This window comes from Nonomuraea sp. NPDC004186 (genome assembly GCF_053603495.1).
Map to the genome: position 1 here is coordinate 210,506 of NZ_JBSGFQ010000005.1, position 22,837 is coordinate 233,342.

The window sequence follows — 22,837 nt, forward strand, 5'->3', positions numbered from 1 at the left end:
GAGGTGCTGAAGACGGCACTGGCCGGGCTGCGCGCGCACAAGCTCAGGCTGCTGCTCACCTCGCTGGCGATCACGCTGGGCGTGGGGTTCATCGCGGGCACGTTCGTGCTGAACGACACCGTGCAGGCCGGGTTCGCGCAGCGCGTCACGGCCGACGCGGGCAAGGTGGACGTGGCCGTGCTGCCCAAGGGCCCCGACGCGGTGCTGCCGGAGCGCGTCCTGGAACAGGTGCGTGCCCTGGACGGCGTCACCGAGGCGCAGGGCCTGATCCGTGCCGCCGCGCCCGTGCTCGGCAAGGACGGCAAGACCGTCGGGAACGCCCCCACCACGGCCCTGTCCATCGTCCGGGGGCCGCTCGACCGGACCGACATCGTCTCGGGCACCGGCCCCGGCACCGACGACCAGGCCGCCGTGCTCGACAAGAACACCGCCAAGGCCCAGGGCTTCAAGCCCGGCGACACGCTCACGGTGCTCGACGCCAAGCAGCGCAAGCACCGGTTCAGGCTGGTCGGGCTGCTCGACCCCGGCGTGGACCAGGAGCTCTCCTACACCGGCGCGGTCGGCTTCACCACCGCCACCGCGCAGCGGATGACGGGCGCGGAGGGTTACCGCGAGATCGACGTGGCGGGCCGAGTCCCCGGGCTGAAGCAGGCCGTCGCGGCGGCCGTGGGCGGCGCGTACGTGGTCAAGACCGGCGGCGAGCTGGCCGACGACCTGGCCAGGGCGGCCGGGGTGGAGACCCGCATGTTCACGCTGGGCCTGCTGATGTTCGGCGTCGTGGCGATGATGGTGGCCGCGCTGGTCATCTACAACACCTTCAACATCCTCGTCGCGCAGCGCACCAGGGAGATGGCGCTGCTGCGGTGCATCGGGGCCACGCGCGGGCAGGTGTTCGGCTCGATCGTGCTGGAGTCCACGGTGGTGGGGCTGATCGCCTCCGCGCTCGGCCTGGTCATCGGGTACGGCCTGGCCTCGCTCACGCTGACGGTCCTGGCCTCGTTCGACGCCCCGCTGCCCACGGACGCGGCCGTCACCCTCAGCCCCGCCACGATCGGGATCGGCCTGGCCGTCGGCCTGGCGGTCACGATGTGCGCGGCCCTGCTGCCCGCCAGGTCGGCCACCCGGGTCGCGCCGATCGCGGCGCTGCGGAGCCAGGCCGAGGAGCAGACGTTCCGCGCGAGCCTCGTACGCGGCGTCTTCGCCGCGCTCTTCCTGGTGGCGGGGCTCGGCACGACGGCCGTCGGCGTCTTCGCGCTCACGCCCGGCCAGCAGGTCTCGCTCTTCGTCGTCATGGCCGGGGGCGCGCTGACGTTCCTGGCCGTGCTGATCCTGGGCCCGGTGATGGTCAAGCCGCTGAGCACGCTGGTCGGCTGGATCCCCGGCAGGCTCTTCGGGGTGCCGGGACGGCTCGCGGTGGACAACTCGGGCCGCAACCCCAAGCGGGCCGCGACCACCACGGTCGCGCTGACCATCGGCGTGACGCTCATGACGCTGATCTCGGTGGTCACCGCATCCACCAGGCTGACGTTGACGGCCAAGCTGGACGACCAGTTCCCGATCGACTACATGCTGGCCGGCCAGCAGCGCGAGGCGGTCATCCCCCGGTCCGTGGCCACGGAGCTGCGCGGCAGGCCGGAGCTGGCCTCCGTGGCGCAGGTGCGCGCCACCAAAGCCGAATTCTCGGACCGGCGGCTCGAGGTCGGCACGTTCAGCGGGGCGATCGACCCGTCCGTGACCGCCGGCTCCATGAAGGGCTTCGGCCCCGGGCAGGCGGCGGTGGCCGACAACGTGGCCACGGAGCGGGGTGTGCGGCTCGGGGACTCGGTCTCGCTGAAGACCAGGGAGGCCGGGGTCGTCTCGCTGAAGGTGGTGGCGCTGCTCGACGGGGCCCAGTCGACGCTGCCGTCGGTCATGGTCGCGGAGGCGGCGTTCGACACGTACTTCGGCGCTCTGCCCGACTCCCGCGTCCTGATCAACATCAAGGACGGCGTGGCGCCCGAGCGGGCCCGCAAGGTGGTGGACGCCGCCGTCGCGGCCTACCCGACCGTGCAGGTGTCCAGCTCGACGGAGGTACGCGGCCAGTTCGACGAGACGCTGGACATGCTGCTCATGATCATCACCGGGCTGCTGGGGCTGGCGATCCTGATCTCGCTCCTGGGCATCGCCAACACGCTCTCCCTGTCGGTCCACGAGCGCACCCGGGAGTCGGCGCTGCTGCGCGCCCTGGGCCTGACCCGGCCGCAGCTGCGCCGGATGCTGTCCGTCGAGGCGCTGGTGCTCGGGCTGATCGGAGCGCTGGTGGGGGTGGTGCTCGGCGGGGTCTTCGGCTGGGCCGCGATCAGGGTGATGGTGGACGGGGCCGTCCTGTCGGTGCCCACCGGGCAGATCGCGCTGTTCGTGCTGCTGTCCGGGGCGGCCGGCGTGCTGGCCGCCGTGCTCCCGGCCCGCCGCGCGGCACGCGCCTCGATCGTCGGCTCGCTCGCCGCCGGCTGACCCTTCGGTCCGCCCGGCCGACCCGGTGGGGCACCCGCTCGGGGGCGCTTGAGCCTCACGTGCGACGGCCGACTCTCGTGCGCGGCGCCCCGCCCCCTCGTGCGCGGCCCCGGCCTCTCGTACGCGGCCTCGGCCTCTCGTGCGCGGGGTTGCGGCTTCCTCAGCGTGGTGTGCGGCCGGGCCAGAGGTCGGCGACCGACTCGGGGTCGAGGAGCGGGCGGGCCACCACCTCACCGGTGGCGCGGTCGATCACGATGCACCCGCCCCCGATCGTCTCCGGCAGCGAGGCCGGGTCGTCGGGTTCGAGCTCGCGTACCCACGCCACATATCCGTCGCGGAACCCATGCACCCCCACCGGCACCGCCTCGTCGGACGCCAGCACGCCGTTGAAGTACTCCTCGGCCAGTGCCCTGGCCTGGTCGAGGTTCATCGCGGCCATCCCTGCCGGTCGAGGATCACGCAGAACACCCCGGTCACCGTCATATAGGCCGGTTCGACGGACATGTGCCCCCTCTGAGCGTCGATCCAGATCACCTCGCCGTCGTAGTTCACCGCGTTCCAGGCGTGGGAGCCGCCTCCGGGCCAGCGCACCACGATGGCGGCAGCGGCCCCGTGCCCGGCGTCGCGCAGCCGCCGCGCGATCATCGGATAGGCGTGTCGCCCCTGCCCCGCGCACTGGAAGCGCTGCCCTACCCACCGCTCGATCCTGGCCAGGCTCCCCTCCTCGCCGGTCAGCAGGGGCCGGCCGATCCGGTCGTACTCCGGGAATCTGGGCGCGGCCGTGGCGGGCTCGCCGTGCCAGGTGGACAGCACGGCCAGCGCGCAGTCTGCGGCGTTGGAGGCCCGGAACGGGTCGTCGGCGGGCCCGCCGCCGTTGATCAGCCGCACCCAGGTGCCGCGCGGGTCGGGGAAGCGATCGCCGGGCCGCAGCGCCTCGGCAAGGTCCTGCTCCACCTGCGGGTCCGGCTGTGCGAGCCCACCCGGCATCCCGTACGGCCTGGAGTCGGCGAGCCTGGACGGCCGGCGCGTCCGGTCGAACCAGTCGCCCTCCTCTACGTCGAGGAGGTCACCCGGCATATCGGATATGTCGGGTCGCTCGGACCGCTGATCACCGTCGGACCAGCGATCGTGCCCGGACCGGCGATCGCGGTCGGACCGAAGATCACGATCCCCGGTCCGGTGGTCACGGTCGGGCTGAGGATCGCGGTCGGATCGGGGATCGGGACCGGTTCGGGGGTCGGCGGGTGCTCCGGGCTCTAAGGTGGCCGGGCCTCCCGAAGAGCGCGCGGGAGCGGTGCCGGTCTCGGCGGCGCGCTCGTAGTCGAGCCACCGCACCCCCTCCGCCACCACAGGGTTGTACTGTCCGTCTGGAAGGACCCACCGGACGCCCGGCTTGCGCTCGCGGAACACGTCCTACCCCCTGTCCTGCTCGACGACCGATCGTAGAGGGGTCGCCGGGGCAGGGAGGGGAAGTCGGCAAGATTCTTCGCCAGAACCATGGGCCGTACCTGCGGAAACAGGGACAAGCGGGACTCAGGTCACCTTCACCGTGATGGTGTGCCAGCCGGTGGCGCCGTCGGGCGGGGGCGGGGCCTCCTGGTCGGTCTGGGTACGCCCGGCGGCGTCGGTCGCCCGTACCTGGATCGTGTGCTCCCCCGCCGTGGCGTCCCAGTCGATCGACCACTGCCGCCAGGTGTCGGGCCCCGGCACCTCGGCCAGCCTCGCCTGCCGCCACTGCCCCCGATCGACCCTGACCTCCACGGCGTCCACCCCGGTGTGCTGCGCCCAGGCCACACCGGCGATCGTGGCTCGCCCGGCCTTCAGGGAATCGCCCGACTTGGGCACGTCGATCCGCGACTGCGTCTTGATGGGCCCCTTGGCCGCCCAGCCGCGCGGCGTCCAGTACGCCTCGTCCTGGTCGAATCTGGTCACCTTGATGTCCACGACCCACTTGGTGGCCGACACGTACCCGTACAGACCGGGCACCACCTGGCGCACGGGGAAGCCGTGGGCCACAGGGAGGGCCTCGCCGTTCATCGCGATCGCGAACAGCGCGTCGCGGCCGTCCATGACCACGTCAACCGGGGTGCCGCAGGTGAAGCCGTCGGCCGAGGTGGACAGGAGCATGTCGGCGCCGGACCGGAGCCCGGCCCGGCGCAGCACCTCGGCCATGCGGACGCCGAGCCAGCGGGCGTTGCCGACGTACTCGCCGCCGACCTCGTTGGAGACGCAGGTGAGCGTGACGTCGGCCTCGGTGAGCGGCATGCCGAGAAGCTCCTGGTACGTGAGCTCGACCGGCCGGTCGACCATGCCGTGGATGCGCAGCGTCCAGGAGTTGGGATCCACCTGGGGGACGACCAGCGCGGTGTCGACCCTATAGAAGTCACGGTTATTCGTAATAAATGGAGACAAGCCCCTGATGTGGAGGTCTGCGCCTGCCGGGAGGGGTCTGGCGGGGGTCGCGGGCCTGGGCAGCGCCACCCTCACCCGCGCGGCGTCCACGGCCCGCCGCCCGCCGAGCGCCTGCCCGAGCACGGCGCCGCCGATCGCGACCACCGCCCCACCGGCGGCTCCGGTCAGCAGCCGCCGCCGGTCGAACGTCCACAGGTCCGCCCCGGCCAGCATGACCGCAGGCCGCTCCACGCCGTCACGGGCCTCACCGCTGCCGTCCCTCCTGGCACCGGCGGACTCGGTGGCACCGGTGGGCTGGGGAGCGTCAGTGGGCTGGGTGGCGTCAGTGGGCTCGGTGGACTCGGTGGACTCGGTCGCATTGGCGGGCTCGGTGGCAGCGGCGTTTTCGGGCACACCGGCGGACCCGATCGCGGCGGTGCTGGGGGGCTGGGTGGCGTTGGCGGGTGGGGACGTCGGAAGGGTGAGGGGCTCGCCTGCTGCCCGCCGTACCAGCCATCCCAGCGTCCAGGCGCCGGCCGCCACCCCCACCAAGGTCGGCAGCACGTCCAGGATCCCGGCCTCCGGCCGGGTCAGCACCGCCGCCAGGCCGATCGCCGCGAAAACGGCCAGCCCGGCGAAGCCGTAGGCGAGCCTGCGGACGGCCAGCGTCCCGATGAGAGGCGCGATCACGCCGAGCACCACGATCAGCACGCCCGCGATGAGGACCGTCTTGTCGTTCTCGCCGAACGTCCTGATCGCGAAGTCCTTGACCGGAGCGGGCGTCAGGTCGATCGTCGCGTCGCCCACCGCCACCACGGGCGACGACTTGGCCCCGGCGAACGCGGCCACGAGCTGCGCGATCCCGAGGGCCACGCCCCCGGCCACCAGCCCCATCAGGGCCCGCGCCCAGGCGGGCACCACCGAATTACTCTGCACAGTCCGACGTTACGCCGCCCGGCCCCGAGCGGTTCTTACACGGTGGTTACGAGCTGAGCAGATCGCGCACGACGGGCGCCAGCGCGCGGAAGGCCCGGCCCCGGTGGCTGATCGCGTCCTTCTCCTCCGGCGACAGCTCGGCCGTCGTGCGCTCCTCGCCGTCGGGCACGAAGATCGGGTCGTACCCGAACCCGTTGGACCCCCGGCGGGCGGAGATCAGATGGCCCTGGAGCGCGCCCTCCACCACCCGGGACTCCCCCGAGGGCAGCGCCAGCGCGGCGGCGCAGGCGAAGTGCGCGGTCAGCTTGTCGGCGGGCACGTCGGAGACCTGCGCGAGCAGCAGGTCCAGGTTGGCCTGGTCGTCGCCGTGCCGCCCCGACCAGCGGGCGGAGAAGACGCCCGGCATGCCGCCCAGCACGTCGACGCAGAGCCCCGAGTCGTCGGCCACCGCGGGCAGCCCCGACCCCTGAGCCACGGCGTGCGCCTTGAGCAGCGCGTTTTCCTCGAACGTGACGCCGGTCTCGGCGACGTCGCCGATCGAGGGGAACTCCTCGAGCCCGACGATGTCGAACCCGGACAGGATCCGGCGCAGCTCCGCGATCTTGCCCGCGTTGCGGGTGGCCAGCACGATCTTCATGAGCCCAGGGCTTCCTGCTGGATCAGCGTGAGCTCCTCGCAGCCGGTCGTCGCCAGGTCGAGGAGCTGGTTGAGCGCCGCGCGGTCGAAGGGGGCGCCCTCGGCGGTGCCCTGCACCTCGACGAAGCTGCCCTCGCCGGTCATCACGACGTTCATGTCGGTCTCGGCGGCCACGTCCTCGGTGTAGCAGAGGTCGAGCAGCGGCACCGAGCCGACCACCCCGACGGACACGGCCGCGACCGAGCCGATCAGCGGCTCGCCCGGGCACATCCGGCGCTCGCGCATCCAGGCGATCGCGTCGGCGAGCGCGACATAGGCACCGGTGATCGCGGCGGTCCTGGTGCCGCCGTCGGCGTCCAGCACGTCACAGTCGAGCAGAATGGAGTTTTCCCCCAACGCCTTGTAATCGACGCAAGCGCGGAGGGAACGCCCGATCAGCCGGGAAATCTCGTGGGTCCGGCCGCCGATTTTGCCGCGGACCGATTCGCGATCGTTGCGAGTATTGGTCGCCCGGGGCAGCATGGCATATTCGGCCGTAACCCACCCCTGGCCGCTGCCCCTTCGCCACCGGGGCACGCTGTCCTGGACCGAGGCCGCGCACAGCACCCGCGTGTTGCCGAATTCGACCAGCACCGATCCCTCGGCGTGAGCGAGCCACTGCCTGGTGATGGTTATGGGACGAAGCTGGTCAGGGTTGCGGCCATCCTGTCGGGACATGCAGATCACCCTATCTCCGCGCCACCACACTCTTGACCAAATGTGTCCGCCACATGGATCCTTACGCAATGACAACGGGGGTGTTGCGTAACCCTGACTTCCTGCGGTTCCTCAGTTCGCACGTTGCCAGTGAACTAGGCGCGAATATCTCCCGTGTTGCGCTTCCACTGGCGGCCGTGCTCGCGCTGAACGCCGGTCCGGTGGAGATCGGCGTCCTGTCAGCACTGCAGACGACGGCCTTCCTGCTGATCGGCCTGCCCGCGGGGGTGTGGGTCGACCGGATGCGCCGGCGGCGCGTGATGCTGGCCTCCGACCTGGCCAGGTTCCTGCTGCTCGCCAGCATCCCGCTGGCCGCGGAGCTGGGGCTGCTGACGATCGGCCTGATGTTCGCCATCGCGCTGCTGGCCGGCGTGGCCCAGGTCTTCAACGACGTGGCGGACCAGACGTACCTGCCGGAACTGGTCGGCACCGGGCAGCTCACCGACGGCAACTCCAAGCTGGAGATCGTGCGGTCGGGCTCGTTCCTGTCCGGGCCGGCCGTGGGGGGCGCGCTGGTGCAGCTGCTGGGGGCGCCGCGCACGCTGTTCGCCACCGCGCTCGGCGCGCTCGCCTCGGTGGTCTTCCTGGGCACGATCAAGGCCCCCGACAAGCCGCCCGCCGTCACCGAGCGCACCCCGCTGCTGCGCGGCATCCGCGAGGGCCTGTCGTTCCTGTGGCGCGACCGGCTGCTGCGCATGTTAGCCACCTCGACGGTGGCCGGAAACCTGTGCACCAGCGCCGTGCTCGGCCTGTCGGTGCTGTTCCTGGCCCAGGTGGTCAAGCTGCCCCCCAGCACCATCGGCCTGCTGCTCATGTCGGGCGGCATCGGCGGCCTGATCGGCGGCTTCACCGGCTCCTGGCTGTCCAGGCGGTACGGCACCGCCAGGATGACCTGGCTGGCGGTCATCCTGGGCTCGCCCTTCGGCCTGCTGCTGCCGATGACGCAGGCCGACTGGCGGGTGGTGTGCTTCGCGATCACTTCGATCGCGCTCACTTGGAGCGCGACATTGTTGAACGTGGGCCAGGTCACCTACCGCCAGACCGTGACCCCCGAGCATCTGCTCGGCCGCGTCAACGCGTCGGTGAGGTTCATGACCTGGGGCATCATGCCGCTGGGAGCGCTGTTCGGCGGGCTCTTGGCCCAGCAGATCGGGGTGCGCGAGGCCCTGTGGGTGATCATGGGGGCCCGGCTGCTGACCTTCGTGCCGCTGCTGTTCTCCCCGTTGCCCCGCATGCGCGACTTCACCCAGGCTCAGGCCAGGTCGTAGACCGCGCCGCTGCGGGCCAGCTCGATCGGGCCGTCGAAACCGCCTCCCATCGCCTCCTCGAGCACGGTGGCCTGGTCGTTCCACGGGACGAGGTGGGTGAGCACGAGCCGTCCGACGCCGGCCTCGGCCGCGTGCCGGGCGGCCTGGCGGCCGGTCAGGTGCAGGTCGGCGGGCAGGTCCGGGCCCTCCACGAACGACGCCTCGCACAGCAGCAGGTCGGCGCCCGTGGCCAGCTTCACCAGCTCGCTCGACTCGCCGGTGTCGCCGGAGTAGGCCACGCACCGGCCGCCGCCGGTCACGCGGAAGCCGTACGCCTCGACCGGGTGGTTGACCAGCCCGGCGGTCAGCGTGAACGGCCCGATCTCGAACGAGCCCGGCGCCAGCGGCACGAAGTCGAACGCGGTCTCCAGGCCCGGCTCGTCCGGCATCCCGTACGCGGCCGACAGCCGGGCGGGCGCGTCGGCCGGCGCGTAGACGGGCAGGGTGGGGTACGGCGCGCCGGGCCCGTACGTGCGGACCACGTGGTAGGAGCAGAGATCGAGACAGTGGTCGGCATGCAGGTGCGACAGGCAGATCGCGTCCACGTCGTACACGCTGATGTGGCGTTGGAGCGCGCCGAGCGACCCGTTGCCGAGGTCGAGCAGCAGCTTGAACCCGTCCGCCTCGATGAGGTAGCAGGACGCGGGGCTGTCGGGCCCGGGGAAGCTGCCCGAACACCCGACGATGGTCACCTTCATGTGGGCTCCTTCCCGATGCGACGCTCCGCGTCGCTACCCGGCCGCCGGAATCCGGTGTCGTCGCTCGTCAGTCCCGACACCGGCGCGGCCGAGTGGCCGTTAGAGGTAGTACCCCCCACTGGTGCGACTTCGACCACATCGATCTCCGGCCCCAGGAACCGTCGCCCGAGCCGGGCGAAGAGCAGGGAGTCGCCGGTGGCGCGGAAGCGGTGCCGGGGGGTGGCCTCGCCTCCCGCCGCCAGATCGCGGTCGTGCAGGATCCGGTAGACGTCCTTGGCCGTCTCCTCGGCGCTGGAGACCAGCGTGACACCGTCGCCGACGACATAGGAGATGGCGCCGGTGAGCAGCGGGTAGTGGGTGCAGCCGAGGATGAGGGTGTCGCACCCGGCGGCCCTGATGGGCTCCAGGTACTCGCCCAGGACCTCGATGAGCTCGTCGCTCATCGTCTCCCCGCGCTCGACGTACTCCACCAGGCGTGGGGCGGCCACGCCGGTGAGCTGCACGTCGGGCGCCGCGGTGAAGGCGTCGTGGTAGGCCATGGACTCGATGGTGGCCCTGGTGGCGATCACGCCGACCCTGCCCGTACGGGTGGCGCGCACCGCTCGCCTGGTGGCGGGCTGGATCACCTCGACGACCGGCACGTCGTAACGCTCGCGGGCGTCGCGCAGCACCGCGGCGCTGGCGCTGTTGCAGGCGATCACGAGCATCTTCACGCCGTGGTCGACGAGGTGGTCCATCACCTCCAGGGCGTAGGCGCGGACCTCGGCAATGCGTTTCGGCCCGTACGGCTGACGGGCCGTGTCGGCCACGTACGTAATGGACTCATAGGGCAACTGGTCGATGATCGCGCGCGCGACCGTCAGGCCGCCGACCCCGCTGTCGAAGATCCCAATACTCGCGTCCGGCACGCTCTAGAGGGTAGGCGACCTGCACGATCAACTCTGCGTAAGAATGCTCACAGGTACGACACGGCGGCGTGCGGGGGGTGTTGTCTTGGTCACATCCGGGCCGGTCAGCCGCGTCCGACCCGGGCGAGTTGGCGCGACTGGGCCACGAGGCGGCCCGTGGAGTCGCGTACCTCGACCTCCTCGTCGAACCAGCCGTCCGAGACCAGCCGGCCGCTGCCGAGCAGCGTGAGCCAGCCGGGGGCGGGCAGCGCCCGCAGGTGCCAGGTGAGGTCCACGGTCGGCGCCCAGCCCCGCGCGCCCGCCGAGAACACCACCGGCGGCAGCGCGTCCACGGCCAGCGCCAGCACGTACGGGTCCGGGTCCTGCGGCTCGGCCATCCTGAAGTACGCCCGCGACTCCGGCCTGCCGGAGGGCTCGCCCTTCAGCCAGCCGATCGTGGGCGGGTCGAAGAGCAGCTCCATGCGGGCGTTCAGGTTCATGCCCGACTCGGGCTTGGGGTCGGGGAGCCTGGCGCAGTCCTCGATGCCGGGCATGTTATACGCCGATTTTTCGGCATAAATCGGCTCGACCTCGTGCAACGTGGCCGTCGTGATCAGCCCCTCGATGTGCGCCACGTCGTCCTGGACGAGCGTGGCCCTGGCGAACGCGGCCGTCCTGCCCGCCTTGAGCGGCTCGATCCTGATCTGCGCGGGCCCGGCGACCGGCGCCTTCAGGAACTGCGCCGTCGTGCTCACCGGATGCTCGAACGGCGAGGCGTCCACCGCCGCGCGCAGGATCACGGCCATGAGGTAGCCGCCGTTGAGGGGGCCGCCGATGGCGTATCCGGGGTCGAGGCACACGTCGTAGGTGCCCTCGTCGATCCTGATCGCCTGAGTCGCCTCGTCGAACTTGGTCATCCGCGCCCGCCTCAACTCCGGAATTATGTTCTAGCGCCCGCATAGTCTATGGCATCCCCCTATCAGCGTGCCTACCTGCGAAAACATGATTCGGTTGAGAAAGTTCGATCATGGCAAGTGTCACCGAACTCCTCGGTCAGTCCGTTTGGGACTCCGACGGGATATGGGTCGGCCACGTGGTCGACATCCGCGTGATCAAGCACAGGGGCGAGCTCCAGAAGAGCCACACCGTCTACGGGCTGATCGTCTCCAGCCGCCGCGCGCCGCTGCTGCTCGGCCTCACCCGGGAGAACCAGGGCCGCGCGTCCTGGCTCTCCCGCTCGCTGTCCCGCCTGGTCTATGTGGGCTGCACATTCGTGCCGTGGTCGTGCGTGATCGACTACGGAAGTGGCGAGGTCCACATCAATGCGCTCAGAAAGGAACTCAGCAGGGTCTGAATCTCACTTCAGCACATTGCAAGCGCCCGTCTAGCAACATCAGCTAACTTCTCTGTGGTCAAAAGTCCACATTGTGAGTTGAGTGATGTCTGCGAATAATCCCCCCTACGGCCAAGATCCTGACCGGACCACGGCGTACAACTGGAACCAGGGGCAGCAGCCGGAGAACCCCCCGACGATGCCTCAGTCATCGGGACAGCCGTACCCGCCGCAGCAGCCCTACCAGCAGGGGGGCTACGGCCAGCAGGCGTCCTACGGACAGCAGCAGCAGCCGTACAACCCCCAGCAGGGGTACGGGCAGCAGCAGCCGACCTACGACGCCGGCTACGGCCAGCAGGGCTCGTACGGCCAGCAGCAGAACTGGCAGCAGGGCCAGCAGCAGGGCCAGCAGGCCCAGGGCGGCTGGCAACAGCAGCAACCGCAGCAGGGTTGGCAGCAGGAGCAGCAGGGCTGGCAACAGCAGGGCCAGGGCTGGCAGCAGGAACAGCAGCAGCAAGGTTGGCAGAACGACCAGTACGCCCAGGGCGGCTGGCAGCAGCAGGGGCCCGAGGGGTTCGGCCCGGCGCAACCGGCCAAGAAGGGCCGCAAGACCTGGATCATCGCCGCGGCCGCCGCGCTCGCGGTGATCCTGCTCGGCGGCGGCACCGTGTGGGCCATGGGCGCCATCGGCGGCGGCGGTACGCAGCCGAACGAGGTCCTGCCCGCCAACTCGATCGCCTACGCCCGGCTCGACCTGGACCCGGCCGCGAACCAGAAGCTGGCGCTGTTCCAGATCGCCAGGAAGTTCACGGTCACCAAGGACTCCTTCACCGGCGAGGACCCGCGCAAGGCGCTCTTCGACACGATCAACTCCGACTCCGACTCCAAGGTCGACTTCGCCAAGGACGTCGACCCCTGGCTGGGCAGCAGGGTCGGCTTCGCCGCCGTGCCGTCGGGCAAGGAGGAGCCCGACTTCGCGGTGGCCGTCCAGATCAAGGACGAGGCGCAGGCCAAGGCCGGCATCGCCAAGCTGATGAAGGGCGAGAAGTACGGCCTCGCCTTCCGTGACGACTACGCGCTGCTGAGCTCGACCCAGGCGCTGGCCGACAAGTTCGCGAAGTCCGAGGGCAGCCTGGCCGACAACGCCGAGTTCAACGACGACATGGGCGCGGTCGGCGAGCAGGGCGTGCTGTCGTTCTGGGCCGACATGGGCGGGCTCATGGAGGTGGCCAAGAAGGAGGTCCCGGCCGAGCAGGCCGCCCTCGTGGACCAGGTCAAGGACGCCAGGTTCGCCGGCGCGCTGCGCTTCGACAGCGCGTACGTCGAGCTCGCCGGCCTCGTGCGCGGCGCCAAGGGCATGACCCCCGAGGGTGACCTGCCCAAGGCCAACCTGGGCACGCTGCCCGCCACCACGGCGGGTGCGGTGTCGATCTCCGGCCTCGACCAGATGGTCACCAAGCAGTGGGACCAGATCCAGAAGCAGGCCGCGGCGAGCGGCGGCGCCGAGGTCAAGCAGATGCTGGAGCAGGCGCAGAGCCAGCTCGGGATCCAGCTGCCCGGCGACCTGGCCACGATCTTCGGCAAGAACTTCACGCTCGCCGTGGACAGCCAGGGCCTGGGCGGCGACCAGATCAAGGGCGGCGTGCGCATCGTCACCGACCCGGCCAAGGCGCAGGCCATCGTCGACAAGGTCCAGCAGGCGCTGACCTCCCAGGGTCAGGGCGCGCCGCAGATCGCCAAGGTCGCCGGCGACGGCGTCTTCACCGTGGCGACGTCGGACGAGTACGCCAAGCAGCTGGCCGGTGAGGGCACGCTGGGCGACTCGGAGACGTTCCAGACGGCGATCCCCAACGCGGACGACGCCAACTACGCGGTCTTCGTGGACCTGGACAAGGTGGAGAGCCTCTACCTCAAGTCCATGCAGGGCGACGACAAGGCCAACCTCCAGGTGCTGCGGGCCGTCGGGATGAGCGGCACGCAGACCGACACCGAGGCGACGTTCTCGCTGCGGGTCCTGTTCAACTGAGCCGAAAACCGAACAGGCGGCCGGTCCCTCGTGGACCGGCCGCCTGTTCGTGCTGTATCAGGCCCAGAGCTGGCCTTCGAGGCGCTCTTCCGCCTCCTCCAGGGTGCCCTCGTAGGCGCCCGTGGACAGGTATTTCCAGCCGCCGTCGGCCACCACGAACGCGACGTCGGCGCGCTCGCCCGCCTTGACCGCCTTCCTGGCCACGCCCAGCGCCGCGTGCAGCGCCGCGCCGGTCGAGACGCCGGCGAAGATGCCCTCGGAGGCCAGCAGCTCGCGCGTGCGCCGCAGCGCGTCGGCCGAGCCCACGGAGAAGCGGGTGGTCAGCACGGACTCGTCGTAGAGCTCGGGGATGAAGCCCTCGTCCACGTTGCGCAGCCCGTAGACCAGCTCGCCGTAGCGCGGCTCGGCGGCGACGATCTGCACGCCGGGCACCCGCTCGCGCAGGAACCGCCCGACGCCCATCAGCGTGCCCGTCGTGCCGAGCCCGGCCACGAAGTGGGTGACGGTGGGCAGGTCCTCGAGGATCTCCGGGCCGGTGGTCTCGTAGTGCGAGCGCCAGTTGGCCGGGTTTCCGTACTGGTAGAGCATCACCCAGGAGGGATTCTGGGCCGCGAGTTCCTTGGCCACGCGCACGGCCTCGTTGGAGCCGCCCGCCGCGGGCGAGGAGATGATCTCCGCGCCCCACATGCGCAGGAGCTGACGGCGCTCCTCCGAGGTGTTCTCGGGCATCACGCAGATCAGCTTGTAGCCCTTGAGCTTGGCCGACATGGCGAGCGAGATGCCCGTGTTACCGCTGGTGGGCTCGAGGATCGTGCAGCCGGGCGTGAGCCGGCCGTCCTTCTCGGCCTCCTGGATCATCCACAGGGCGGGCCTGTCCTTGATCGACCCGGTCGGGTTGCGGTCTTCGAGCTTGGCCCAGATCCGCACGTCGGCGGAGGGCGACAACCTCGGCAGCCCCACGAGGGGCGTGCGGCCGACCGAGTCGATCAGCGAGTCGAACCGCATGTCACCCGCCGGCGACGGCAGGCAGCACGGTCACCGTGTCGCCGTCGGACAGCGGCGTGCCCAGGCCGCCCAGGAAGCGCACGTCCTCGTCGTTCAGGTAGACGTTGACGAAGCGGCGCAGGCTGCCCGCGTCGACCAGGCGCTCCTTGATGCCGGGGTGGCGCGACTCCAGATTGCTGATCAGCTCTTCGAGGGTGGCGCCCTCGGCGTCGACGGCCTTGGCGCCGCCGGTGTAATTACGCAGGATGGTCGGAATGCGAACCTCGATGGCCATCGCGCTCAGTCTCCTCAGATCAGGTCGTCGTCCCATCGGCAGCAACACCGATGGCTACATGCGGATTCCGCGGGATCTTCCGGTAAGAAACCTGCTCGTCAGGGCTGCCGCCTTAGCGGCAGTGGAGCTGCAGGTTTCTCATCCGACAGTCGTAGACGACGACGGCAGGAGTATGCGCGAAGAGGAAACTCTGCACCGGCCTGACCATCATGGGAGAAACCTTACCTCTTCCTCGGTAATCACTCCGTCGAGGATCCGGTACGAGCGGAACTCCACCTTGTCCTCGTCCCGCGTGGAGACCAGGACGTAGTGGGCGTCCGGCTCGGAGGCATAGGAGACGTCGGTGCGCGACGGGTACGCCTCGGTGGCCGTGTGGGAGTGGTAGATCACGACGGGCTCCTCGTCGCGGTCGTCCATCTCACGCCAGACGCGCAGCTGCTCCATGGAGTCGAAGCGGTAGAAGGTGGGCGAGCGTTCGGCGTTCTCCATCGGGACGAACCGCTCGGGGACACCGTTCCTGCCGGCGATCACCCCGCACGCCTCGTCGGGGTGATCGGCACGGGCATGGGCGACGATCTTGTCCACCAGTTCCTGCGAGATCGACAGCATGCCCGGAAGTTACCAGAGCGCCCGGACCAGGCTGTCCTGGAGGTAGGTCAGCCAGTCGTAGGTGAGGTAGGCCGGGTAGCGGGGGTCGTCCTCGGACATCACGGCGATCTCGTCGTGGACCTCCTCGGTCACGTCGAGCTTGGTGCCGAGCGTCAGGCGCACGTCGTTGAGCGAGCGCAGCCAGGCCTGGGCCTGCTCGGGCGAGAGCTCCGCGCGGCCCGACCTGGCGGTGTCGAAGACGGTCTGCGCGTCGGCCCGCTTGCCGTCGCGCAGGGTGGCCTCGGTGTAGCGGCGGAACTCCGCCGAATCCTTCTCGTCCTCGTACGCCGACGGGAACAGCCTGGCCAGCACCGGGTCGGTCGGCGCCTCTCCCCCGCCGATGCCCAGCGCCCGCTCCAGCGGGTCGTCGCTGGTCCGCCCCGGCTCCACGATGCCCAGCATCATCGACACGAGCGAGCGCAGGAGCGAGACCTCCGCGGCCTCGAACTCCGCGACGACGACGCCGCCCTTGCCCGACGAAAACCCCGATGTCACGCGTGCCGCCTCACTGACCTCATGTGCCTCACTTGACCGAGTCCGGCTGGACCGTCGCCCACAGGCCGTAGGAGTGGAGAATCTGCACATCGCGTTCCATCTCTTCCCGCGTGCCACTGGACACGACGGCCTTGCCCTTGTGGTGTACGTCCAGCATGAGTTTTTCGGCCTTCTCTCTCGTGTAGCCGAAGACCGATTGGAAGACATAGGTCACGTAGGACATGAGGTTGACCGGGTCGTTCCAGACGATGGTCACCCATGGCAGATCGGGCCGGACGTCCGATGACGGACGCTCAACGGCGATTGGAGCGGTGCTACCCACATCCCCGAGTCTGCCCTATCTGGGCCGTAGTCTTCGAGTCGTGACAATGACCATGAGCACTGCGTTGCTCACAGATCACTATGAGCTGACGATGCTGCAGGCGGCGCTCCGGAGCGGGGCGGCGCACAGGCGCGCCGTTTTCGAGGTGTTCGCCAGACATCTGCCGGGTGGCAGGCGCTACGGGGTTGTCGCCGGGACCGGACGTGTCCTGGACGAGCTAGAACGCTTCCGTTTCAGTGAGGAAGAACTCACCTATTTGCGGAAGAGGCAGGTCGTCGACGACGACACTCTGGCGTTTCTCGCCGATTACCGGTTTTCCGGGAACGTCTACGGCTACCGCGAGGGCGACCTCTACTTCCCCGCCTCCCCGATCATGATCGTGGAGGGGACCTTCGCGGAGGCCGTGCTGCTCGAGACCCTCACCCTGTCGATCCTGAACCACGACTGCGCCATCGCCTCAGCGGCCTCCCGCATGACCAACGCCGCGGGCAAGCGGCCGATCATCGAGATGGGCTCGCGCCGCACGCACGAGGCCGCCGCCGTGGCCGCCGCCCGGGCCGCGTACATCGCCGGTTTCGCCTCCACCTCCAACCTCATGGCCGGGTACGCCTACGGCGTGCCCACGGCCGGCACGGCGGCGCACGCGTTCACGTTGCTGCACGACTCGGAGAAGGACGCGTTCGAGGCCCAGATCGCCTCACTCGGCCGCAAGACGACGCTGCTGGTGGACACGTACGACGTGGCCGAGGCGGTGCGCACGGCCGTGGAGCTGGCGGGGCCGGAGCTGGGCGCGGTCCGCATCGACTCCGGCGACCTGGCCGCCGCCGCGCAGGAGGTGCGCGAGCAGCTCGACGCGCTCGGGGCCTTCGAGACCCGCATCCTGGTCACCTCCGACCTGGACGAGTACGCCATCGCCGCGCTCGCCGCCGCCCCCGTCGACGGTTACGGCGTCGGCACGTCCCTGGTGACCGGGTCCGGCGTGCCCACGGCGGCCCTGGTGTACAAGCTGGTGGCGAGGGAGACGGCCACGGGCAAGCTGGAGGCCGTGGCCAAGCGCTCGGTGGGCAAGCCGTCGCGCGGGGGCCGCAAGCAGGCGTACCGGCTCCTGGACGACGTGGGCAACGTGGAGACCGAGCTGATCACCACCGGCGGCCTGGCCCCGGAAGGCGGCATCCCCTTGCTGCACGAGCTGGTGCGCGACGGGCAGGTCGTGGGCAGGGAGCCCCTGCCCGCCGCCCGCGAGCGCCACGCCGCCGCCATCGCCACCCTCCCCCAGGAGGCCCTGCACCTCGGCAGGGGGTACGCGGCCATCCCCACGGAGTTCGCCTGACCCTCCCCGCGGCAGCGGGGCGGCGGGTCGGACGGCGGGCCCTGTTATTAGAGTGCTGAATATGGGGACCGCATTGATCATCGTCGATGTGCAGAACGACTTCTGCGAGGGCGGCAGCCTGCCCGTGGCCGGCGGCTCGGAGGTGGCGGCGGCGATCACTCGCCACATGGCCGAACACGGCTATGACCACGTGGTGGCGACCCGCGACTACCACATCTCGCCCGGCGACCACTTCGCCGAATCGCCCGACTACGTCTCCAGGTGGCCGGCGCACTGCGTGGCCGGGACCCCGGGGGCCGACTTCCACCCGTCGTTCGACGTGGCGGAGGTGGAGGAGGTGTTCAGCAAGGGCGCCTACGCCGCCGCGTACAGCGGTTTCGAGGGCCTGTCGAGCGACGGGGTCCCGCTGGCCGAGTGGCTCGGGCAGCGCGGGGTGCACGAGGTGGACGTGGTCGGGATCGCCACGGACCACTGCGTGCGCGCGACGGCGCTCGACGCGGTCAAGCACGGGCTGGCGGTGCGGGTGCTGCTGGACCTGACGGCCGGCGTGGCCCCGACGACCACGGAGGTGGCGCTGGCGGAGCTGAAGGACGCGGGCGCCACCCTCCGGGGGGCGCCCGTTCTGGGGTGACCGGGATCACCATTGATCACGAGGCGTATGCGGTAGGCAACGCTGCGTTCATGTGATATTCAAGAGGACGAACCCCCTCCGGAGCCGTAGTAATACGGAGAGTCACAAACTCCTTTTCGCGGGAGGTAGATTCATGCTGGCCATCTCCCTGGGTGCGGCCTGGCTCGTCCTCGGTCCTCTCTGCCTGTGGCTGCTCGTCCGGGGGAGCGCCGGCGAGCGGGTGGCCGCGGTCGTCACGCTGGTGCTGCTGGAAGGCGGGACGATCGCGATGGGCGCCGAAGAGCGGCCCGCCCCCGCCCCTCCGGCGATCGTGGCCAACCTCGTGGCCTCCTGCCAGGAGCGCGTCCCGGTCCCCCATTCGGCGAAGGTGGCCCACGAGATCGTGCTGACCTGGGCGGCGGCGCCGCAGGAGTGCGGGGCGGCCGAGGTCGTGGTCCGGGCCGAGGGGCGCAGACTGCGTCTATGGCTGTACGAGGGGCCCAACGTCGGCAGCCACCCGGCCGCGCTCACGGGCCACCACCAGCGCGTGTTCACGCTGCCGGTGCGCGTCGAGAGCGGCCGGGCCGCGCTGAAGCTTCCCCTGCGGGAGAAGCCGGATTACGTCCTGACCGATGGCCGCACCGGGCGGCGCATCCCCCAGACGTAGTCAGGGCTTGGCCACGGCGAGCCGCAGCGCGTCGTCGAGCCGGGCGAAGACCTCGAACGCGTGCCGCAGCCCGGTGATCGACAGCACCCTGGCCATGACCCCCTGAACCCCACCGAGCAGCAGCCGGGTCCCTCTGGACTCGCACTGCTGCATGACGCCGACGAGCTCGTTCATCCCCATGGAGTCGCAGAACGAGAGCTCGCCCAGGTCCAGGATCAGGAAGGGCTTGGGAGGAAGGGCCCAGACGGGTTCGAGGTGCTCGCGCAGCACCTGCAGGACGTTGACGTCGAGCTCGCCCTCGAGCTTGAGGATGACGGCGTTTCGCGAGAGGCCGGAAGTCACGGTCAGCATCGGCTTTCTGGTGACCTCAGACGACATGGGCAAAGTCCTTCTGCGTATCCCGAGACAAGCCAAGAGTGGTTGTTGCCTCTTCCGTCGAGTTTCTAACAGATGAGCGCCGCTCTGTGGCCAAACGCACAGAGTCACCCATCGTCACACGCGACCGGCACGCGCGCAGCGCCGGGGGGCGAAGCGCCGCGCGCGACGGCTCCCTCAGGCTGTCCCGAAGGTGATCACGTAGGCGGCGAGCAGCACGGACAGGACGATCACCAGGACGCCCGTGCCACTGATCACCATGACGACGTTCGCCCGCTTCACCATCCAGCGGATGGCCGCCGCTGCCAGTGTGATCAAGGTCGTCAGAAGGAAGAGGGTCAAGGCTCTGGTATCGGTTGATGTTGGTATTGCCACCGAGAGGTGGAGGACTAGTGTGGTCATGAAGGTTTTCCCTGGTGCGGAGACGCGCTCTGACAGAAACCTCGCTCGCGGGCACCTCCGCCGATGATTGGGCTCGTCGCGGGGGTGTTCCGCTGTCTTTCTGCTTGGGGATGCCGCTCCTGCCGGGTGTGGCTCATCGGACCCTCGCCACGAACCACCTCCACCCATATTCAGCTAACTTCAGTGAATCTTCTCCAATTAGAGGTTTACCCCGACTGAACCGCCCTATTCGTACACGGCGGTGACAGCTGAATGGTTAGACTGATGGCTCTTGTGCTCACCCGTTTGTGCACGTTGGCTGTTCTGTTAGGCCTTAGCTGCGGATTCTTCATCGATTCCGCCGCCAGGTTGATGTTCACTAGAGATTACTGAAGTTCACACCAATGGGGCTGGCATGAGCGGCGTCAATTCCGCGCTGGCGCGCCGACTGCGCGAGCTGCGCGAAAGCCACTGGCCTGACCGGCGCGTCACCCAGGCACAGCTGCGCGAGGCGTTCCAGGTCAGCGTCGCGCTGATCTCGTCGTGGGAGTCGGCTCATGCGAGCAAGATCCCGCCCTTACACCGGCTGGAGAAGTACGCCGCATTCTTCGCGACCAAGCGATCGATCTCCAACGGGACGGCACGCGTGCTCCCCGTGTCCGACCTGACGGCGGGCGAGCTCGAGGACCACCGCCACCTGCTCGCCGAGCTGGACCGGCTGCGCCAGGCCGCGCTGAAGTCCCAGGCGTCGGGTGAGAACGCCGAGCCGGCGGCGCGGGACGCGCTCCAGGCCGGCCCCTGGCACTTCCGGGACGGGGAGCCGATCACGGTCATCTGCTCGCAGGTCCCGGAGGAGGACCGGACCAAGATCCCGTACGCGGACCCGTCGAGCCCCGACTACATCGAGCTGTACAAGTACTCCGATCTCGACTCCCTCTTCGAGCTGTGGGGCCATCTCCGGGCCGCGAATCCGCGCAGCCCGGTGAAGCTGGTCTCCACCGAGGATCTGCGTTCCGACGACCTGACGACGCACGTGGTGCTCCTGGGCGGCGTCGACTACAACGCGGTGACCGGGGCGGTGCTCGCGCAAGCAGAACTCCCGGTGCGGCAGGTGCCCGACTGGGAGGGGGAAAAGGGTCCGTATTTCGAGGTCATCGAGGGGGGCGACACGCGCCGGCACTACACCGTCACCGCCGGGTCCGGAGATAATCTGCAACTCCTTGAGGACGTCGGGTTCTTCTACCGCGGCGTCAATCCCGACAATGTCGAGCGCACGTTGACCATTTGCAATGGGATGTACGGCAGAGGCGTCTACGGTGCGGTGCGGGCCCTGACCGACGAGCGATTCCGCGACCGCAACGCCGTCTATCTGCGGGCACGTTTCGGCACCGCCGCGGCCTACAGCATTCTCACGCGCGTCAGGATCAGGGACCGCGTGGTCGTCACTCCTGATTGGACCCTGAACACGTTCCGGCTGCATGAGTGGTCGGAGCCCTCTCGTGGGGACTGAGGTCGGATCGGAGCATCACCACGGCTCCCACCGGGATCTGATCGAGGTCTACCCGCGAGTCGCGAAGTCCGGCCGCGTCGACGCCATCGTCGTGCCGACCATCAGGCATCCGGTCTGGCTGAGCCACGCGATCCGGCTGGCGATCGCCCTGGACTGCCCCCTCGTGACCCTGCACAGCAAGTGGAGCAAACCGGACCTCCTCCTGATGCCGGCCGGCCTGCAGTTCATCTCCGTGGACATCGACAACGTGGCCCGGCTCAACCTGCCGGACTTCGCGACCACGGCCCTGCTGAAGGGCACGCCGTTCACCCGCGCGACCGACCTCAGCGCCAAGCGGAACACGGGGCTGCTGCTGGCCCGCCTGATGGGCTGGCGGCGCATCGTCTTCCTGGACGACGACATCGAGGTCGGCGGGCACGAGGAGGTCGCGCACGCGGCCGCCCTGCTCGACTCGTACGACGCCGTGGGCATGCACATCGGCGGCTACCCGGACAACTCGGTGGTGTGCCACGCCCACCGGCTGACCGGCGGGCATCAGGAGTCGTTCGTGGGCGGCGGCGCCCTGGCCGTCGAGACGACCCGCGGCCCCTCGTTCTTCCCGAACATCTACAACGAGGACTGGTTCTACCTGCTGGGCGAGAAGTCGGTGCGCCCGCTCGCGGTCACGGGGATGGTCAAGCAGCGCCCGTACGACCCTTTCGACCGCCCCATGCGCGCGCGGGACCAGGAGCTCGGCGACGTGCTGGCCGAGGGCGTCTACTGGCTGCTCGACGGGGGCGAGGGCACGGGCTGGCAGGCCGCCGCCGATCCGGCGTACTGGGTCGGCGCCCTCGCCAGGCGCGGCGACTTCGTCAAGGACGTGCTGCGCCGCGTCAGGGAGCTCCCGCCGGACGCGACGACGAGCCGCCGGGCCATGGAGGAGTCCCTGCTGGCCGCGCTGGGCCGCCTCAACCGCATCACGCCGCAGTTCTGCGTCAACTACCTGGAGGCGTGGGCGGCGGACCGCGACCAGTGGGCCGATCACTTCGCCAGGATCCCGCAACTCGGGCCGAGCGTGGCCGATGCCATGAAATGGCTGGTCAGACCTGGTGCACCACTATTGCGCCAGTGGACCTCATTTGATTCATAAGTGGGCGAACCGGGAATCTGTCGTCCGTGGGGCCACGTGATATCCGTCAGGCCGTCCATACGGACCTCCCTGCGATGGTCGACTCGCTCGGGCAGGAGGGCTACTTCACCGACCGGCTCGCCAGGCAGGACTCCGGTCACGGGGCCCTGCTCGTCGCCTGGGAGCGCGGGGTGGCGGTCGGCGACGTCTACATGTGGCTGGGGCCCGCGGAGGAGCCCGAGCTGCGTACCCACTTACCGGGCGTGGCGCTGCTCACGCACCTGGAGGTCGTGCCCTGGATGCGCAACCGGGGCATCGGCACCGCGCTGCTCTGGGCCGCCGAGGAACGGCTCCTGGCCGACGGCCACGACCAGGTCGCCCTCGGCGTGGGCCTGGACAACCCCGACGCCCTGAGGTTGTACCAGCGCCGCGGCTACGCCGAATGGCCGCACGGCGAGGTGGCGACCACCGACGTCGTCTACCACCCGAACGGCGGGCTCGAGCTCCGGCCCGAGCTGTGCCGCATCCTCGTCAGAAAGCTCGGCTGAGCGCGCCGGCTAGCCCCGTTTTCCGCATGTGAGTGATCTTCAGCGGAGGTCTCGTGGATCGATGTCGAGGAGGTCCAGGAGATCGAGTTGGAGATCGGTGG

At 69.8% G+C, this 22,837-nt stretch carries 25 protein-coding genes; 10 read left to right on the forward strand and 15 right to left on the reverse strand.

Going from position 1 to position 22,837, the window contains the following annotated elements:
* Positions 1–3: 3 nt before the first annotated feature.
* The gene (locus ACWEPL_RS06320; protein WP_452435380.1) at positions 4–2,493 is read left to right on the forward strand and encodes an ABC transporter permease; all 2,490 of its coding nucleotides are present in this window, start codon (positions 4–6) and stop codon (positions 2,491–2,493) included.
* A 160-nt stretch (positions 2,494–2,653) separates the two neighbouring features.
* On the opposite strand, the gene ACWEPL_RS06325 is transcribed toward ACWEPL_RS06320, so the two are convergent.
* The 5 genes from ACWEPL_RS06325 to rph form a co-directional block, all read right to left on the reverse strand.
* Positions 2,654–2,923: a hypothetical protein gene (locus tag ACWEPL_RS06325; RefSeq protein ID WP_452435381.1), complete on the reverse strand. Its 270-nt coding sequence runs from the start codon at positions 2,921–2,923 to the stop codon at positions 2,654–2,656.
* Positions 2,920–3,570, reverse strand: a complete 651-nt coding sequence (locus ACWEPL_RS06330; RefSeq protein WP_449949951.1) for a toxin glutamine deamidase domain-containing protein — start codon at positions 3,568–3,570, stop codon at positions 2,920–2,922. Before ACWEPL_RS06330 ends, ACWEPL_RS06325 begins: the two co-directional genes overlap by 4 nt.
* Positions 3,571–4,026: 456 nt before the next feature.
* Positions 4,027–5,820 (reverse strand): molybdopterin-dependent oxidoreductase, encoded by a 1,794-nt coding sequence (locus ACWEPL_RS06335; RefSeq protein WP_452435382.1) that lies wholly within the window; start codon positions 5,818–5,820, stop codon positions 4,027–4,029.
* A gap of 46 nt (positions 5,821–5,866) precedes the next feature.
* Complete coding sequence (gene rdgB, locus ACWEPL_RS06340) at positions 5,867–6,457, reverse strand: RdgB/HAM1 family non-canonical purine NTP pyrophosphatase (RefSeq protein ID WP_363962834.1); 591 nt, start codon at positions 6,455–6,457, stop codon at positions 5,867–5,869.
* A complete protein-coding gene (gene rph, locus ACWEPL_RS06345) occupies positions 6,454–7,173 on the reverse strand; it encodes a ribonuclease PH (protein ID WP_363963111.1) in 720 nt (239 codons plus the stop codon). The genes rdgB and rph overlap by 4 nt, the downstream gene beginning before the upstream one ends.
* 68 nt (positions 7,174–7,241) lie before the next feature.
* Here rph and ACWEPL_RS06350 point away from each other — a divergent pair, with 68 nt between their 5' ends.
* Positions 7,242–8,480 carry an MFS transporter gene (locus tag ACWEPL_RS06350; RefSeq protein WP_364251015.1) on the forward strand — a complete coding sequence of 413 codons (1,239 nt, stop codon included), beginning with the start codon at positions 7,242–7,244 and terminating at the stop codon, positions 8,478–8,480.
* On the opposite strand, the gene ACWEPL_RS06355 is transcribed toward ACWEPL_RS06350, so the two are convergent.
* The 3 genes from ACWEPL_RS06355 to ACWEPL_RS06365 form a co-directional block, all read right to left on the reverse strand.
* Positions 8,465–9,217 carry an MBL fold metallo-hydrolase gene (locus ACWEPL_RS06355; RefSeq protein ID WP_449900456.1) on the reverse strand — a complete coding sequence of 251 codons (753 nt, stop codon included), beginning with the start codon at positions 9,215–9,217 and terminating at the stop codon, positions 8,465–8,467. The genes ACWEPL_RS06350 and ACWEPL_RS06355 overlap by 16 nt on opposite strands.
* Positions 9,214–10,125, reverse strand: a complete 912-nt coding sequence (gene murI, locus ACWEPL_RS06360) for a glutamate racemase (protein ID WP_350730117.1) — start codon at positions 10,123–10,125, stop codon at positions 9,214–9,216. The genes ACWEPL_RS06355 and murI overlap by 4 nt, the downstream gene beginning before the upstream one ends.
* Before the next feature lie 104 nt (positions 10,126–10,229).
* Positions 10,230–11,021: a thioesterase family protein gene (locus tag ACWEPL_RS06365; protein ID WP_452435383.1), complete on the reverse strand. Its 792-nt coding sequence runs from the start codon at positions 11,019–11,021 to the stop codon at positions 10,230–10,232.
* Positions 11,022–11,131: 110 nt separating this feature from the next.
* On the opposite strand from ACWEPL_RS06365, the gene ACWEPL_RS06370 reads away from it, so the two are divergent.
* Together ACWEPL_RS06370 and ACWEPL_RS06375 are read left to right on the forward strand one after the other, a co-directional pair.
* A complete protein-coding gene (locus tag ACWEPL_RS06370; protein WP_350730114.1) occupies positions 11,132–11,458 on the forward strand; it encodes a hypothetical protein in 327 nt (108 codons plus the stop codon).
* A gap of 178 nt (positions 11,459–11,636) precedes the next feature.
* Positions 11,637–13,463 (forward strand): hypothetical protein, encoded by a 1,827-nt coding sequence (locus ACWEPL_RS06375; RefSeq protein WP_363962829.1) that lies wholly within the window; start codon positions 11,637–11,639, stop codon positions 13,461–13,463.
* Positions 13,464–13,520: 57 nt separating this feature from the next.
* Here the strand turns inward: ACWEPL_RS06375 and ACWEPL_RS06380 are convergent, their stop codons facing one another.
* From ACWEPL_RS06380 to clpS, 5 genes are all read right to left on the reverse strand, one after another.
* Positions 13,521–14,468 carry a PLP-dependent cysteine synthase family protein gene (locus tag ACWEPL_RS06380; RefSeq protein WP_452435384.1) on the reverse strand — a complete coding sequence of 316 codons (948 nt, stop codon included), beginning with the start codon at positions 14,466–14,468 and terminating at the stop codon, positions 13,521–13,523.
* 1 nt (position 14,469) lies between these two features.
* A complete protein-coding gene (locus ACWEPL_RS06385) occupies positions 14,470–14,742 on the reverse strand; it encodes a MoaD/ThiS family protein (RefSeq protein WP_185071430.1) in 273 nt (90 codons plus the stop codon).
* Between the two features lie 207 nt (positions 14,743–14,949).
* On the reverse strand, positions 14,950–15,351 hold the full coding sequence (locus tag ACWEPL_RS06390) for a M67 family metallopeptidase (protein WP_350730109.1): 402 nt from the start codon (positions 15,349–15,351) through the stop codon (positions 14,950–14,952).
* 9 nt (positions 15,352–15,360) lie between these two features.
* Positions 15,361–15,885 (reverse strand): DUF2017 domain-containing protein, encoded by a 525-nt coding sequence (locus ACWEPL_RS06395; RefSeq protein WP_350730108.1) that lies wholly within the window; start codon positions 15,883–15,885, stop codon positions 15,361–15,363.
* A gap of 28 nt (positions 15,886–15,913) precedes the next feature.
* Positions 15,914–16,207: an ATP-dependent Clp protease adapter ClpS gene (gene clpS / locus ACWEPL_RS06400; RefSeq protein WP_185071427.1), complete on the reverse strand. Its 294-nt coding sequence runs from the start codon at positions 16,205–16,207 to the stop codon at positions 15,914–15,916.
* Between the two features lie 46 nt (positions 16,208–16,253).
* On the opposite strand from clpS, the gene ACWEPL_RS06405 reads away from it, so the two are divergent.
* The 3 genes from ACWEPL_RS06405 to ACWEPL_RS06415 all read left to right on the forward strand — a co-directional run bounded on the left by ACWEPL_RS06405 (position 16,254) and on the right by ACWEPL_RS06415 (position 18,814).
* Positions 16,254–17,537, forward strand: a complete 1,284-nt coding sequence (locus ACWEPL_RS06405) for a nicotinate phosphoribosyltransferase (protein WP_452435385.1) — start codon at positions 16,254–16,256, stop codon at positions 17,535–17,537.
* Between the two features lie 61 nt (positions 17,538–17,598).
* A complete protein-coding gene (locus ACWEPL_RS06410) occupies positions 17,599–18,168 on the forward strand; it encodes a nicotinamidase (RefSeq protein ID WP_363962827.1) in 570 nt (189 codons plus the stop codon).
* A gap of 133 nt (positions 18,169–18,301) precedes the next feature.
* Entirely contained in the window at positions 18,302–18,814 is a 513-nt protein-coding gene (locus ACWEPL_RS06415; protein WP_363962826.1) for a hypothetical protein, read from the forward strand.
* Here ACWEPL_RS06415 and ACWEPL_RS06420 read toward each other — a convergent pair whose 3' ends face one another.
* Together ACWEPL_RS06420 and ACWEPL_RS06425 are read right to left on the reverse strand one after the other, a co-directional pair.
* On the reverse strand, positions 18,815–19,192 hold the full coding sequence (locus ACWEPL_RS06420; RefSeq protein WP_452435386.1) for an STAS domain-containing protein: 378 nt from the start codon (positions 19,190–19,192) through the stop codon (positions 18,815–18,817).
* A 174-nt stretch (positions 19,193–19,366) separates the two neighbouring features.
* A complete protein-coding gene (locus ACWEPL_RS06425; RefSeq protein ID WP_350730099.1) occupies positions 19,367–19,507 on the reverse strand; it encodes a hypothetical protein in 141 nt (46 codons plus the stop codon).
* 478 nt (positions 19,508–19,985) lie between these two features.
* Between ACWEPL_RS06425 and ACWEPL_RS06430 the strand changes: the two genes are divergently transcribed.
* The 3 genes from ACWEPL_RS06430 (at position 19,986) to ACWEPL_RS06440 (ending at position 22,736) form a co-directional block, all read left to right on the forward strand.
* On the forward strand, positions 19,986–21,080 hold the full coding sequence (locus ACWEPL_RS06430; protein WP_363962824.1) for a helix-turn-helix domain-containing protein: 1,095 nt from the start codon (positions 19,986–19,988) through the stop codon (positions 21,078–21,080).
* The gene (locus ACWEPL_RS06435) at positions 21,070–22,209 is read left to right on the forward strand and encodes a hypothetical protein (protein ID WP_452435387.1); all 1,140 of its coding nucleotides are present in this window, start codon (positions 21,070–21,072) and stop codon (positions 22,207–22,209) included. Before ACWEPL_RS06430 ends, ACWEPL_RS06435 begins: the two co-directional genes overlap by 11 nt.
* A 74-nt stretch (positions 22,210–22,283) precedes the next feature.
* Positions 22,284–22,736, forward strand: a complete 453-nt coding sequence (locus ACWEPL_RS06440; protein WP_350730095.1) for a GNAT family N-acetyltransferase — start codon at positions 22,284–22,286, stop codon at positions 22,734–22,736.
* Positions 22,737–22,837 lie beyond the last annotated feature (101 nt).